Below are 13,865 nucleotides of genomic sequence, written 5' to 3'. Positions count from 1 at the left end.
TACTACGTATTGTTGCGATATTCCTCGTTATCTTGATTCATTCCTCTTCGGGCTACCTAAACAGCAATGAATTTGAGTCATTCGACTGGAGTTATGCCAATTGGATCAATAGCTTCTCGCGCTTTGCAGTACCCCTGTTTGTCATTATTTCAGGCGCTCTGCTGCTACAGAAAGACGAAAGCACGGGACAATTTTATCGGAAACGTCTGTTAAAAATTGTCCCGCCCTTTCTTTTTTGGACGATCGTCTATCTTCTCTATTATTTTATTCGATACATTGATTTTGACTATATTGGTTTTCCACAAGTTATTAACATTGTGTTAATTCGCTTAAAATCAGGAACGAATGCACACCTTTGGTATCTATACATGATACTTGGGCTCTACCTTGCAGTTCCTTTCATACGCAAAATTGTTGGCAACTGCAGTAAAAGGGAGCTTGAGATCTTTTTGGGATTGTGGTTTTCAGCGTTATTTTTTACGAATAAATGGTTCAATAGTTACCTACCTAATTTTGACCTGACCTTTTTCTCGGGGTATGCGGGTTACCTTGTCTTGGGGCATTATTTACGTAATTATCCAATCCAAATGGTCAAATTATCAAGTTTTACGTTTTTTCTGATCTGTTGTTTAATTACGGTTTCGGGGACATCGCATTTGAGTGTTTCTCGCGGAGAATTTGACCCGACACTTTACAACTATCTTTCGCCAAATATCGCATTGAGTGCAGGCTTTTTATTCATCTTTGTACAAGGCCTTAAACTCCCAGAACAGCTCAACGCCTTCTGGGAATTTATCGACATTCACAGCTTTGGCATTTACTTATGCCATATTTTATTGCTGAATTATATTCATCCTTTGCTTCCATTATCCACTTTGTGGAAAATCCCGGCAGCAACGGTTTTCACCCTGTTGGCGAGTGCCTTACTGACGTATCTTCTCCGAAAAGTTCCCTACGGTAAATACGTCAGCGGCTAATCTGCTATCGGAGCTTCGTTTTACAGTTTCTCTCCTTCGACCTTATTGTACACATAGAGATGTGCATTGGGACCATCGATCGCATGGCCTTCCTGATCTAGTCCAATCAGCTTATTTTCACCGACCTTCAATTTCATATTTGTCTCTTTCCCTGTGAGATGAACAACGGATCCGTTGTCATGCCACATGACTTTGCCAGTATCTTCAACCTTGGTATTTTTATTAATATATTCACTGACGATGGCAAAGGTATTATCATTCTTTAGGGTGATATTGGTTTTGATACCTTCACAATCTGCACAGGGAATAGTAGCTTCATAGGTACCAGCCCAATCCAGTGAGTTTTGCGATGTATGGGCAGTATCTACTGCCGCAGTCTCATGTACTGAAGAATCTGCTGTAGCATGCTGACTCTCTTTTGAAGTTTGATTGCATGCACTTAGCGAAACTGCTGCTAAGCAAAGAAATAATACGGATGATTTCATATTTATTGTTTTTTGATGTACGACACCGTATAGCAAGCAATTTCAGCGCCAAGAAAAATCAGGCGCCCATGCTGATGTTATGAAAGAAAAAAGGCTTCTTGAAGAAGCCTTTCTATTGTAAATCACTGAATTGTTTACAGTTCAAATAATCTATTGGCTACCGCAAGAGCGATAGTGCATAAAATCCTATTCAGATTAGAATGGTAGATCATCATCATCTGATGAACCAGCCAAATCTACAGGAGCAGGCATATCCGCGTAACCTGGAGAAGATGGTGCTGGAGCAGCATTACCTAATTTTGTTACACGCCATGCGACCAATGAATTGAAATAAGTTGTTACGCCATCTTTATTAGTCCAAGGACGACCACGAAGATTAAAAGATACTTCTACCTCTTCACCAATTGCTAGGTTATCAAAAATTGACGTTCTGTCTTGTGTTGATTCAAAACGGATATACTCAACAAATTGTGGGTTTTCGGCATAAGCTACAATCATATCGCGTTTTTTGAATGATTCTGTCACTTGTTGTGTCGCTCCTATCTCGTGTACTTTTCCTCTAATTTCCATAATCAAAAAAATAAATATTAAAGCGTAAAATTAAGCAATTTTTGAGGAAGAGTTTAATTAACTTTGTACAAAATATGATGGAAGTTTTCAACACCCCCAATAAAGTTATTATAACGTGCAATAAGCGCTTATCACCTTATTTGCAACAGGAAGTTAAAGAGTTAGGTTTTGACATTGTCAGGGCATTTCCTACAGGAGTAGAATTAAAGGTCAGTATAAACGATACGATCAAGCTCAATCTGAACCTGCGCACAGCATCTCAGATTTTGTATTCGTTAAAAGAGTTTACGGCCAATAATCCGACAGAGCTCTATGACGAATTGAGTCAAATCGCATGGGAAGAACTCATTCAATTTGACGGATACTTCTCTGTCAGTTCCAATGTGGACAATGAGACAATCAGCACACCATTATTTGCAAACGTCAAGGTTAAAGATGCAATCGTAGACCGTATCAAGGAAAAAAAGGGTATGCGCCCTAATTCAGGTCCGGACAATAATAAAGCGGTTGTGCACTTGTACTGGAAAGATGACCGTGCTGAAATTTTTCTCGATACCTCAGGTGAAACACTAGCGAAACATGGCTACCGGAAAATCCCTGGAAAAGCGCCAATGTTAGAAGCCCTGGCAGCCTCAACTATTATTGCATCCAAATGGGATGGTAATTCTCCTTTTGTGAACCCGATGTGTGGATCCGGAACCTTAGCTATTGAGGCAGCTCTGATTGCTACAAACAGAAAACCTGGATTATTACGCATGAACTATTCATTTATGCATTTCATAGGTTATGATGAAACAGTTTTCTTCCAGGAGCGTCGCGTACTTAAAGATCAGATCAATAAAAAAGCGGCTCCGCAAATTATCGCAAGTGATATTTCGGAAGAGGCTATCAACGTCTCCAAGATGAACGCAAGAACTGCTGGTGTAGAGCAATTAATTTCATTTGAAGTATGCGATTTTGCCGAAACACACGTTCCTAAAGAAGGAGGGGTCATTTTATTCAATCCTGAATATGGTGAACGTTTGGGCACACACAGCAAGCTAGAAATTACCTATAAGCGTATGGGAGATTTCATGAAACAGGAATGCAAAGGTTATAGAGGCTATATATTTACTGGAAATCCAGATCTGGCAAAGAAAATCGGGTTGCGCGCATCCCGACGTATAGAATTTTATAATGGTAAATTAGATTGTAGATTATTAGAATACGAATTATACGAGGGTACTCGCGAAAAAACAAAAGTATTGTATGAATAACATTATTGAGCGCACAGTAGCATTTGTGCAAGACCGGTTGAAATTTGCAGAAGCAGGCCACGATTGGTCGCATATTCAACGCGTATGGAACAATACGAAGTTAATTTTAGAAGATGAAGAAGCAGATGTTATGGTGTGCGAATTGGCGGCGCTATTACATGACATCGCTGACAGTAAATTCCATGATGGCGACGAAACAATCGGCCCTCGTGTTGCCGGAGAGTTTTTGGCAAGTCTAGAAATTTCGCCTGAGATCATTGACCATGTCAAGAAAATCATCTTCAACATGTCTTTCAAAGCAAGTTTAGGTGAAGTTTCATTCCATTCAAAAGAGATGGAGATCGTGCAAGATGCTGACCGTCTAGATGCTATTGGCGCAATAGGTATTGCCCGCGCGTTTAGCTTTGGCGGAAACAAAGGCCGTGAGATGTATAATCCCAATGTTCCCGTTCAGGAATATAAGGATAAGGAAGCGTACAAGCATTCGGAAGCTCCTACAATCAATCACTTCTACGAAAAGCTACTATTGTTAAAGAATAAGATGAATACAGAAGCCGCGAAAAGAATCGCAGCGCATCGCCATGATTATATGCTCAGCTTCCTAGATGAGTTCATGGCCGAATGGAACGGTAAAAAATAAATTACACTTAACAATTCCTAAATATAAAAGTGGTACTTTAGATCTTGTACATCGAGATAAAAAGTACCACTTTTTTTGTCCTATGTAAAATCAGCTTTTAAACAGATTTGTAAGAAATGATCCTATCATTAGGGGTCTATTTTTTACCATAAACATCTTAATCGGTAATATAAATGCCCAAAAAGAGAAATAGAATAGGAATAAATCAACGAGTGAAACGTGCAAATTATGCCGTTGAAAACAAACACTCATACATAATTATCACATGAAAAAACATATTTTTAGCTGTCTGACACTAGCCATGGTGATCTCATCTTCGGCATTATTTGCACAAACTAAGGCCATTGCACATCGTGGCGTATGGAAAAACAGCCACCTTCCGCAAAATTCCATTGCTTCTTTAACAGCAGCCCACGACCTTAAGCTCTTCGGATCCGAATTTGATGTGCATTTGACCAAAGACAATATTCTTGTGGTCAACCACGATAATGATTTCTATGGTATCGATATTGCCACAGCAACGTACAAGGAGCTCTTAGAAAAGAAGCATCCTAACGGTGAATCTATTCCCACCTTGGAAGAATATCTTAACGCTGGTAAAAAATTGAAAGGTTTACGTCTTATCCTTGAATTGAAAATCAATAAACTAGGGGTAGAGCGTACACTTGAAGCGACAACAAAAACGGTGGAGATGGTTAAAAGCTTGAAAGCAGAGAAAGTCACTGATTATATTTCCTTTAGCTTTGAGGCTTGTCAGAAGATTCACGAACTGGCGCCTAAGGCCAATATTCAATACCTCACAGGTGACAAAACTCCTGCTGAGGTGAAGGCTGCAGGAATAAATGGTTTGGATTATCACTTTTCGGTTTTCAAAAAGAATGCGACATGGCTGAAAGATGCACATCAACTTGGCATGAAAGTGAATGCGTGGACAGTAAACACAGAAGAGGAAATGACAAATCTAATTAATCAGAAAATTGATTTTATTACAACTGACGAACCTGAATTGTTGCTCCGTGTATTAAAGAAATAACAATACCGTTGAAATAGTCATGTATCCTAATCAGTCGACCACTTATCAGACCGACTTCATGAGCATGACCGTTTCAGTACCTTTTTAAAAACTAGATTCTAAATGAAAAAAAGTATTATTCTCGCTTTAGCGCTCTGCCTATCCTTTCTGTCTTATGCACAGGAATTTATTGCAGCCAGCTATAATATCCGTCAAAGAAATACCGTTGATGTTGACAACATGTGGAACGACCGCAAAGTTCCGCTAACCAATCTGATTAAATACCATGGCTTTGATATCTTTGGTATCCAAGAAGGTTTTTTTGATCAGGTTCAAGATCTTAAAAAGCTTCTTCCTGGATTTGATTATGTTGGTGTTGGTCGCGACGATGGTGCACAAGAGGGCGAACACTCAGCTATTTATTACAATACAAATCGCTTTAAAGCAATAAAGAGCGGAACTTTCTGGCTTTCGGCAACAGATACCCAACACCCGAATAAAGGCTGGGATGCAGCACTACCGCGGATCTGTACCTGGGGTATTTTTGAAGACAAGGCCAACAAAAAACGCTTCATCTTCATGAACACGCACTTTGACCATATCGGCCGTACTGCACGCACCGAGAGTGCCAAGTTGATTCTAGAAAAAGCAAAAGAGTTTGCCAAAGACCTACCTTTGATTTTAACCGGCGACTTCAATGTGGATGAAAAAGATGAGGCTTATTTCACATTAGCCAACAGCAAAGTAGTCACTGACGTACATGAACTGGCAACATTCAAATATGAACCCAATTCTTCCTTCAATGGCTGGGGCAAAAGCATCAGACCAACAGGCCGCATTGATCATATTTTTATTACCAAACCTTTCCAGGTTAAAAAATATGGTATCCTGACGGACACGTATATGAATAAATTCCCCTCAGATCACTTTCCAGTAGCAACGACGCTCTCCTGGAAATAATATCATGTTAGTTACAACAACCCTATAACACAAACAGCAGGTTCGCTTAGAATCTGCTGTTTTATTTTGTGGGACAGCTTTTTATTTATACCGCATCAGGGATAGCGATTCAGCACGATGTAGCGCATCTGCTACGATTCTTGACAATAGCTATGGTTCCTAGCAATTGCTTTAAACTTTCACATAAATTAACAGTCGATATGTTTAATTTTGACAGCAAAACAATAACATGATGAAATTTCCACTATTATATTGTACACTATTTGTCTCAGGACTACTTTATTCCAATGCAAGCGAAGCGCAGATTTTTAAGAAAATCAGTGAAACATTGACAAAAGCAAGTCAGAGCCAAACCGACAGTACTAAAACGACGACAGCATCAAATACTAAAGCAACAGCATCAAAATCCAATACCTTGACGTCTTTATCCAACAAAGATGCTTCATTGGGGATCAAACAGGCTTTAAGCAATGGTTTAAATCTGAGTATCGAATCTTTAGCCAAGAAGGATGGTTTTTTGGGTGATGCGGCAGTTAAGATTTTGATGCCTGCCGAAGCACAGAAAGTAGAAAAAACACTTCGCGCTGTTGGTATGGGAAAATTATGCGATCAGTTTATACAGAGCATGAACAGAGCTGCTGAGGGAGCCGTTAAAGAGGCTGCCCCCGTATTTGTCAATGCACTTTCAAAGATGACAATTACAGATGCGACCAATATTCTTTTAGGCAGCAAAGAAGACGCCGCGACAACGTTTTTTAAAACAAATACATCGACAGAATTAACGAACAAATTTAGTCCTGTTATCAAATCTGCCATGGGTACAAACAATGTGGACCAGTATTGGACACAATTGACCTCAGCTTATAACAACCTCCCTTTAGGCAATAAAGTGGAGACAAATCTTACTGCATACGTTACGCAGAAAGCAATAGACGGTCTTTTCATCAAAGTTGCCGACCAGGAGTCAAAAATTAGACAGAACATAGGCGGCAGTAGAAATACCAATATTTTACAGAAAGTATTTGGTTACGCAGACGAAAAGAAATAGAGAACGATACACTTAAAAAAGGACCTGTCAACGATTTGATAGGTCTTTTTTTTAATGTGAGATCATCCAAGATTTCTGCTCACATATCTATGGGTAAAACTTTACTGTTCAAAAGCGCTACAGCACATTGTATGTAGTAACAAATTATAGGTAACAATAAATTCCCTTCAGCGGGAATTATGATCTTGCCCACTCCTGTGAGTTTCAGTTATTGTCAGTTTGTTAACAAATAGAATTAAACCTGTGGAGTAGGGGCAAATTGTTTGTAAATGCAACCAAATTAAATTGCAAATAAAAAGCAATTTATCTAAGTTTGACCAACCTTATCACATTAAGGCTATTAGAAAATGAGCACATTTGAGATCAACAACATAAGTGATTTTTCGGTATCCGAAAGATTTCAACGCTATGTACAGATTGACACACAATCTGATGCAAATTCACCAACATGTCCTTCTACGGAAAAGCAAAAGAACCTTGGAAAGTTACTTGTAACGGAGTTGCTAGCATTGGGTATTTCAGACGCAGCAATGGATGAAAATGGATATATCTATGCAACTATTCCATCCAATACTGCAAAGCAAGTTCCTGTTATCTGCTTCTGTTCTCATATGGATACATCTCCGGACTCTTCTGGAAAAGATGTTAAACCACTGGTTCATCCTAATTATCAGGGCCAGGATCTTGTGCTTCCTGACGACAAGAGTATTATCATCAAATACGCCGAACATCCCGATCTAGCCAATCAAATTGGCAATGATATCATTACAGCGAGTGGCACCACTTTGTTGGGTGCAGATGACAAAGCAGGTGTGGCCGAAATCATGGATGCTGCCCGTTTATTAATGAAACATCCTGAAATCAAACATGGTGATATCAAAATTCTTTTCACACCAGATGAGGAGATTGGCAGAGGTGTTGATAAAGCAGATTTGAAACGTTTAGCAGCAGATTTTGCTTATACAATGGATGGCGAAAGAGCTGGAACCATTGAGGATGAAACATTTTCAGCGGATGGAGCTACATTAACTATTCATGGAGTATCCGTACATCCCGGCTTTGCTAAGGGTAAAATGCAAAGTGCCATCAAAATCGCCAGTGCGGTAATTGATGCACTACCAAAAGATCGACTTTCACCTGAAAGCACCAATAAAAAAGACGGCTTTGTACACCCTGTTCATATCAGTGGATCTGTGGAAAAAGCTGAAATTCAATTTATCGTACGCGATCACGTTACATCCAATCTAAAGAAACATGAAGATGAACTGGAAGGCATCGCAAAATCGATTGTGGAACAATATCCAAACTGCACCTATACTTTTGTCGTAAAAGAACAATACCGTAATATGAAAGAAGTGCTGGATCAGCATCCTGAAATTATGGAAATCGGTATGGAAGCCATCAACCGTGCAGGAATGGTGGCCGAAAGAAGAAGTATCCGCGGTGGAACAGATGGCTCCCGCCTTTCGTTTATGGGCTTACCCTGTCCAAATATTTTTGCTGGAGGGCATGCTTTCCACGGAAAACAAGAGTGGGTAGCTGTACAAGATATGGAAAAAGCCGTCAAAACAATTTTGCATGTTGTATCTTTATGGGAAGAAAAAGCATAAAGGAAAAATAAATTATAATGAAAAACGACGTATTAAAAGCAATACACTACAGAAGATCCGTATTTCAAGCTTCCTTTACTGAAGAAGAAGTCAGTAAAGAGGATATCTTGAGTATCTTGGAAGCGGCCAATGCTGCTCCAACACACAAAAGAACACAACCTTGGCGTTTTGTGATCTTCCGCAAAGAAGGATTAGAACGTTTAGGCACTGAATTATCACGTATCTACAAATCGGTAACACCTACAGAGAAATATACTGAAGCAACAGAAATAACAATGGGCAAGAAAGCAACACAGTCAAACGTTGCCATTGCGATTGTTGTCAATTATACGGGTGAAGTTCCTGAATGGGAAGAATTGGCTTGTACAGCTGCTGCTGTTGAAAACATGTGGCTGGCTGCACACTCGCTAAATATCGGGGGATACTGGGCGACTCCAGGTTTAATCAATCACTTGGGTGGTTTCTTAAATCTCGAAGAAAATCAAAAATGTATCGGTCTATTCTACTTAGGACACCACCAATCTGAGGCGCGTGAACCTATCCGAACACCCATTGCAGATAAAATTCTTTGGGAAGAGTAAACTGTATTCCTCTCTTATAGAATAACAGCCCATTTTTTAAGAAATGGGCTGTTATTTAAAACCGATCTCTATTTCTTCTCAATTCCAAAACAATGTGGAGGTTTAATGACAGCTGCTTGTGCCGGATTATTTTCCGCTTTGGCGGGGAAAACAATCTTTAAACGTCCTTTTGTTCCCTGCCATTTTGGTCCATTCTGTAGAAGGCGAACCGTTTCATTATAGAGTGATTGATCGGGTTGCCCTTCGGCAGCAATATTGGTGGGCACTCCATTTTTGTCGATCGTAAAATTGACAATAATTTCGTCACCTCCCGCAGGCGCTACCGACCGCTGATTGAGGTACTGTTCAAAAATTTTCCATCCTTCACGGGGTGATGCATCCCCCCCGTCCAGCAAAGGTTGAACAGATACCCTATTTTCAGGTTCACTTAATTCTACATCCGTTGTGCGCTCAGCTTTACCGCTAAAATGTTTAAAATATAGCAGGGCCAATAAAGTCACAAAAAGTACACCTGCGGTAGCACCTATGGCCAAACGCTGCCATGTGAAATACTGGGCGTGTCTTGTTGCAACAGTATCTTCCACCCTACGATTGAGGCGCTGTTGTAAGAGGCTCAATTGCCGGGCATCCACACCATTTTGCAATCGGTAACCATCGATGGCATCTTGTAAAAAGGGATCTTCCAGCGCTTCACGTTCCAACTGAAACATCTCCTCCTTACTCATCAAACCATGGATGTAATTATGGATCCTTGATAATTGATAATTATTTTCCATTTTCTTTCCTTTCCATACAGATTTTCAGATTGCGCTTTCCATTTTGAATAGCACTTTTGACCTTATTCAAGTCATATCCAGTCAAATCTGCAATATCTTTATAACATTTTTGCTCGAGATAAAACAAACGTACACATTCCTCTTGTTCACGGTTTAAAGTTTGCATACAGCCTTCCAGTTTCTCGAAATCCTTTTCTTCCCACTTCGCTTCACTGGTATCATTTAGCTTTTGTTCGCTTTCAAACAAATTGTTTTCAATATCAACCTGCGTCGTCCGCTTATCCTTACGTAATTGTATAAGGCAATAATTTTTACTGTAAACGTGTAACCAGCTCTTAAAATTATCGACTTCATATTGACGAAGCTTCGGTATCAGCTCTTCAAATATCTGCATCACAGCATCCTGACTACGATCGGGATCCTGTAAGTATTTAAAGCACACACCATAAAGCAAAGACATATAGGGCGAATATAGTTTCCCAAGTGTAGACAAGTCACCGCTTGTTTTATAGTGTTGTAAAAGCTCTTTTTCGTTCATGCGCAAATCATTCACCTTAATGATGATTTAATATACAAATTTCCATATATAAAAAAAGGAGCTATTGAAAATTACCGAAAAAACAAAAACCGTCCCCATGATAAAATGGAGACGGTCGATAAGAATATAATATGAATTACGGATTTAATTCCCTTGTTTCCAATTGTATCGCAGTGTAACGCCATAAGTCCTTGGATCTGCAACTACACCTGCGTATTGCCCATAACTTCCAGGTGCCGCCAGCAACTGCTCGTAGTAATCTTTATTTGTTAGATTTCTACTCCACACAAACACCGAAATACCATTCGATCCCCTGAATCCTAGCCTGGCGTTCAAGACCGAATAGGCATCAATATTTAGGTATTGGGATGGTGAAGAACTGGACGAAAATTTAGAACGGTGAAATAGGTCTGCACCTAAAAAGTAAGATCCATTAATCCCGATCAGCTTGCCGCTTTTATTCGCTTCACCACCCAGCGACCAGGACCATTTGGATACACCAGGAAGGACGCCCCCAGAGATGTCTTTAAAAGCCTGAGCTCCGCCAACCTCTTCTAAAGGGACAGGTGCATTGGTAAATTTGACATACTTGGCATCTGTATAGGCCAGTGCTCCATTCAATCGGAGAAAATGTCCGATGTTGATGTTTCCATCCAATTCAACTCCCTTTACACGCACCTTCTCGGCATTGGCCAGATAACCACGGTTCACCCCAGGTTCAGGAGTCTGCACTTGGGTCTGATAGTCTTTGATATCCGTTTGGTAGACGGTCAGATTGAGCAGTGAATTGCGTGTTGGATTCGTCTTCACACCAATTTCCTTATGGCGGACAGCCTCAGGCTTTACTTCCGCGAGATCCAGCAACACTGCTCCATTGGCTGTCGGCAATCCGCCGACGTTGATACCGACAGGTTTATAGCTGATGGAATACGTTGCGTAAGCATTTATCTTCGGATTGAAGCGATATCTTGCGGAGAGTTGACCAGAGAAATTGTCTGCATCCGCATTGACATCAAAAGTCTGATTGGTATATACACCGTTCTTTAAGGCAAGCAGGGCGGGATCTGAGGTCTGCAAACCACCATAGGTCTGCCTATCGTAGTTAGCCACCTTTTTATCGTAGTTGTAGCGCAGCCCTGGGAGGATATGTAATTTTGGCGTCACAGCCCAATCAATCTGTGTATAGGCTGCCAAGCTTGTGCTTTTAATCCCGTAAACGGTCTTGATTCCAAAATTGTCAAATAATCCTGGTGTCTGCCACAAAGCACTGGTAGAGCTTTTTTGAAAACGCCAAAAGGCAGATCCTGTTTCCTCGGTATGTACGGGATCTGTGCCCAGATCCTGCCAAAGGCCAAATAAACCAACAACCCCGCTGACCTTTTCACTGATTTTACCAGAGTATCTGAACTCCTGTGACCACTGGTTATGGACGGAATTACCTGCTGAAACGGTGTATACCGGAAGTCCTAAATAATCGCGGTCATTGAGCGGAACCCATGTCCATGTCCGCCACGCAGAAGTTGAGGTCAGTGTCCCTTCTCCAATCTTGATATCGGCATTCAATGCGACCCCACCCAATTTATTGTCAGCTTTAGATTGAGTATCCAAATCTATCTTACGCTCGAAGGCACTTTTATAAGGCAACTCGTAGCCCAGATCTTTAATAATTGCATCAAACTGTCTGTAGTCCGCACGCTGTGTTTTTACAACTCCGGCAACCGCCCAGCCGTAACCATCGGGTTTCTGTGATGACACATCACCTGAAAGCACCAGTTTGATATTCTCGGTTGGGGTAAACAGCAATTGCCCTCTAAAGCCCAGGTTGTTAATATCATTGATCTTCCTATTGGTATGTACATTAAACAAATTTCCATCCCGTTGTGTGCCAGAGAAAGAAGCTCTCGCAGCCAGGTTTTTGGCCAATGGCCCCGAGATTGAAGTCTTCGCCTGAATAAAACCTTGGTTTCCGTAGCTGACTTCCACATTGGCCTCTGGTGTGAATTGTGGTAAACGTGAGGTTATATTAAATGCACCTGCTGTTGTATTCTTTCCAAAGAGTGTACCTTGAGGTCCACGCAGCACCTCTATCTGGTCGATATCAATAAAGTCCAGCCAAGTCGCGGCAGGGCGGGCGATATATACACCATCAAGATAAAATCCTACACCAGGATCGATCCCATCATTGGTGAGGCCATAAGTTGAGCCCAGTCCCCGGATATTAAGCGTCGTATTACGTGCATTCGATGCATATAACTGAACTGTAGGTACAAGCTCTTTTAGTCGATTGACATTAAATGCCCCTGCATCCTCCAATGCTGCGCCACGAATAATCGATACGGGAATCGGAACATCCTGCAACTGCTCCTTACGACGGCGTGCGGTGACCACTACTTGATCCAATGCTTCCAATCGTGGGGTAAGCTCAATCACTACTGGAGAATGGTCCACCACGATATGACGAGTTTGATAACCAACAATGGATACGATCAATGAAAATGGCAATTTTTGTCCAGTTACAAACTGAAAAACGCCTTTACTGTCGGTTTTCACCTGGTGTGTAACGGCCTCCAACTGAACCGTTACGCCTTGCAGGGGCTCTTTTGTTACGGCGTCAATTACAGTACCTGTTAACGAGGCATTTATAATAGGTTTAGGGTTTTCTACTTGCGCGTAGGCATGGTAAGAACCTGTTAAAAGCAAGCTAAAAATGACGCTAATTCGAAAAATAGCATTTTTTTTCATAAATTTATTCAGTTTAATGGTGAATCTAAAACAAGTGCCAACGCCAATCGATACTTGCTTCATTGTTAAAACTTTGTAAAAGGGAAGCCTCGGCTTCCCTTTTCTAATATAAGAGAGTGTAAGAGAGAAATTTTAACAACACATTCGTTTCTTGTTACTTTTTAGGGTAACAACAGATCCTTCTACCGAAGCAACCAATAAACTTGTTTTTGGAGAGTAATTTTGTTTCATTCTTTTTATCTTGTTATTTTCTTTTATTTCCTGCTGCATAATCGAATCAGTATATGCACTTATCAGGCGGCAATCTCAAACAACTTTAATCACATGTCTTTGTTATAAAATCAATTTCATGGCTAGTTCGATTCATAATCAAGTCAGTCCTTTTTGCTCGCCTTCCTATTTACCTGTAAATCAGATAACGATACAAATATATAAATATTTTTTAAAAGACTACTAATTTGATAGATTTAATGATATTTTTTTTAAAAAATCATTAAACCTTAATTTTAAGACACTTAAAGCAAATAAAAAGCGCCTCAAATTTCTTTCAGCATGAAAAAAATCGCGAAGGCAACCATCCTAATCACCAACTACCCAGCGAAAATCAAGAAGCAAGCGATTGTATAAAAAACGAAGATCTGTGCTACGAATCAGAAAAAAATTCACGCAT

13 protein-coding genes are annotated in these 13,865 nt (G+C 40.4%); 8 read left to right on the top strand and 5 right to left on the bottom strand.

What is annotated here, in order from left to right:
• On the top strand, positions 1–977 hold a 977-nt coding region (locus ACHWSC_RS04420; RefSeq protein WP_394675900.1), incomplete at its 5' end, for an acyltransferase.
• 20 nt (positions 978–997) lie between these two features.
• Here the strand turns inward: ACHWSC_RS04420 and ACHWSC_RS04415 are convergent.
• Complete coding sequence (locus tag ACHWSC_RS04415) at positions 998–1,462, bottom strand: copper resistance protein NlpE (RefSeq protein ID WP_333886254.1); 465 nt, start codon at positions 1,460–1,462, stop codon at positions 998–1,000.
• A gap of 195 nt (positions 1,463–1,657) precedes the next feature.
• Complete coding sequence (locus ACHWSC_RS04410) at positions 1,658–2,032, bottom strand: DUF3127 domain-containing protein (protein ID WP_075994416.1); 375 nt, start codon at positions 2,030–2,032, stop codon at positions 1,658–1,660.
• Positions 2,033–2,109: 77 nt separating this feature from the next.
• Between ACHWSC_RS04410 and ACHWSC_RS04405 the strand changes: the two genes are divergently transcribed.
• The 7 genes from ACHWSC_RS04405 (at position 2,110) to ACHWSC_RS04375 (ending at position 9,139) form a co-directional block, all read left to right on the top strand.
• On the top strand, positions 2,110–3,288 hold the full coding sequence (locus ACHWSC_RS04405; RefSeq protein ID WP_075994999.1) for a class I SAM-dependent RNA methyltransferase: 1,179 nt from the start codon (positions 2,110–2,112) through the stop codon (positions 3,286–3,288).
• On the top strand, positions 3,281–3,928 hold the full coding sequence (locus tag ACHWSC_RS04400; protein WP_088163158.1) for an HD domain-containing protein: 648 nt from the start codon (positions 3,281–3,283) through the stop codon (positions 3,926–3,928). Before ACHWSC_RS04405 ends, ACHWSC_RS04400 begins: the two co-directional genes overlap by 8 nt.
• A gap of 265 nt (positions 3,929–4,193) precedes the next feature.
• A complete protein-coding gene (locus ACHWSC_RS04395) occupies positions 4,194–4,961 on the top strand; it encodes a glycerophosphodiester phosphodiesterase (RefSeq protein WP_394675899.1) in 768 nt (255 codons plus the stop codon).
• Between the two features lie 102 nt (positions 4,962–5,063).
• Positions 5,064–5,900 carry an endonuclease/exonuclease/phosphatase family protein gene (locus ACHWSC_RS04390; protein WP_120335059.1) on the top strand — a complete coding sequence of 279 codons (837 nt, stop codon included), beginning with the start codon at positions 5,064–5,066 and terminating at the stop codon, positions 5,898–5,900.
• Between the two features lie 229 nt (positions 5,901–6,129).
• A complete protein-coding gene (locus ACHWSC_RS04385) occupies positions 6,130–6,948 on the top strand; it encodes a DUF4197 domain-containing protein (protein WP_394675898.1) in 819 nt (272 codons plus the stop codon).
• 347 nt (positions 6,949–7,295) lie between these two features.
• Positions 7,296–8,558 carry a peptidase T gene (gene pepT, locus ACHWSC_RS04380; protein ID WP_394675897.1) on the top strand — a complete coding sequence of 421 codons (1,263 nt, stop codon included), beginning with the start codon at positions 7,296–7,298 and terminating at the stop codon, positions 8,556–8,558.
• A 17-nt stretch (positions 8,559–8,575) separates the two neighbouring features.
• Positions 8,576–9,139 carry a nitroreductase gene (locus tag ACHWSC_RS04375; protein WP_394675896.1) on the top strand — a complete coding sequence of 188 codons (564 nt, stop codon included), beginning with the start codon at positions 8,576–8,578 and terminating at the stop codon, positions 9,137–9,139.
• A 68-nt stretch (positions 9,140–9,207) separates the two neighbouring features.
• Here ACHWSC_RS04375 and ACHWSC_RS04370 read toward each other — a convergent pair whose 3' ends face one another.
• From ACHWSC_RS04370 to ACHWSC_RS04360, 3 genes are all read right to left on the bottom strand, one after another.
• Entirely contained in the window at positions 9,208–9,915 is a 708-nt protein-coding gene (locus ACHWSC_RS04370) for a hypothetical protein (protein ID WP_394675895.1), read from the bottom strand.
• On the bottom strand, positions 9,905–10,453 hold the full coding sequence (locus ACHWSC_RS04365; protein ID WP_394675894.1) for an RNA polymerase sigma factor: 549 nt from the start codon (positions 10,451–10,453) through the stop codon (positions 9,905–9,907). Before ACHWSC_RS04365 ends, ACHWSC_RS04370 begins: the two co-directional genes overlap by 11 nt.
• 144 nt (positions 10,454–10,597) lie before the next feature.
• Positions 10,598–13,195 (bottom strand): TonB-dependent receptor, encoded by a 2,598-nt coding sequence (locus ACHWSC_RS04360; protein WP_394675893.1) that lies wholly within the window; start codon positions 13,193–13,195, stop codon positions 10,598–10,600.
• Positions 13,196–13,865 lie beyond the last annotated feature (670 nt).

It is taken from the genome of uncultured Sphingobacterium sp. (genome assembly GCF_964277905.1).
Lineage (GTDB): Bacteria > Bacteroidota > Bacteroidia > Sphingobacteriales > Sphingobacteriaceae > Sphingobacterium > Sphingobacterium siyangense.
Note: the sequence above shows the minus strand (reverse complement) of the source record. Positions and strands in the feature narration are given on the sequence as shown.

Excerpts from the sequence above, each read along its gene's own strand:
- ACHWSC_RS04370 (WP_394675895.1), bottom strand. The coding sequence starts at position 9,915 with ATGGAAAATAATTATCAATTATCAAGGATCCATAATTACATCCATGGT.
- ACHWSC_RS04360 (WP_394675893.1), bottom strand. The coding sequence starts at position 13,195 with ATGAAAAAAAATGCTATTTTTCGAATTAGCGTCATTTTTAGCTTGCTT.
- ACHWSC_RS04385 (WP_394675898.1), top strand. The coding sequence starts at position 6,130 with ATGATGAAATTTCCACTATTATATTGTACACTATTTGTCTCAGGACTA.
- ACHWSC_RS04375 (WP_394675896.1), top strand. The coding sequence starts at position 8,576 with ATGAAAAACGACGTATTAAAAGCAATACACTACAGAAGATCCGTATTT.
- pepT (WP_394675897.1), top strand. The coding sequence starts at position 7,296 with ATGAGCACATTTGAGATCAACAACATAAGTGATTTTTCGGTATCCGAA.
- ACHWSC_RS04395 (WP_394675899.1), top strand. The coding sequence starts at position 4,194 with ATGAAAAAACATATTTTTAGCTGTCTGACACTAGCCATGGTGATCTCA.
- ACHWSC_RS04410 (WP_075994416.1), bottom strand. The coding sequence starts at position 2,032 with ATGGAAATTAGAGGAAAAGTACACGAGATAGGAGCGACACAACAAGTG.
- ACHWSC_RS04390 (WP_120335059.1), top strand. The coding sequence starts at position 5,064 with ATGAAAAAAAGTATTATTCTCGCTTTAGCGCTCTGCCTATCCTTTCTG.
- ACHWSC_RS04415 (WP_333886254.1), bottom strand. The coding sequence starts at position 1,462 with ATGAAATCATCCGTATTATTTCTTTGCTTAGCAGCAGTTTCGCTAAGT.
- ACHWSC_RS04405 (WP_075994999.1), top strand. The coding sequence starts at position 2,110 with ATGGAAGTTTTCAACACCCCCAATAAAGTTATTATAACGTGCAATAAG.
- ACHWSC_RS04400 (WP_088163158.1), top strand. The coding sequence starts at position 3,281 with ATGAATAACATTATTGAGCGCACAGTAGCATTTGTGCAAGACCGGTTG.
- ACHWSC_RS04365 (WP_394675894.1), bottom strand. The coding sequence starts at position 10,453 with ATGAACGAAAAAGAGCTTTTACAACACTATAAAACAAGCGGTGACTTG.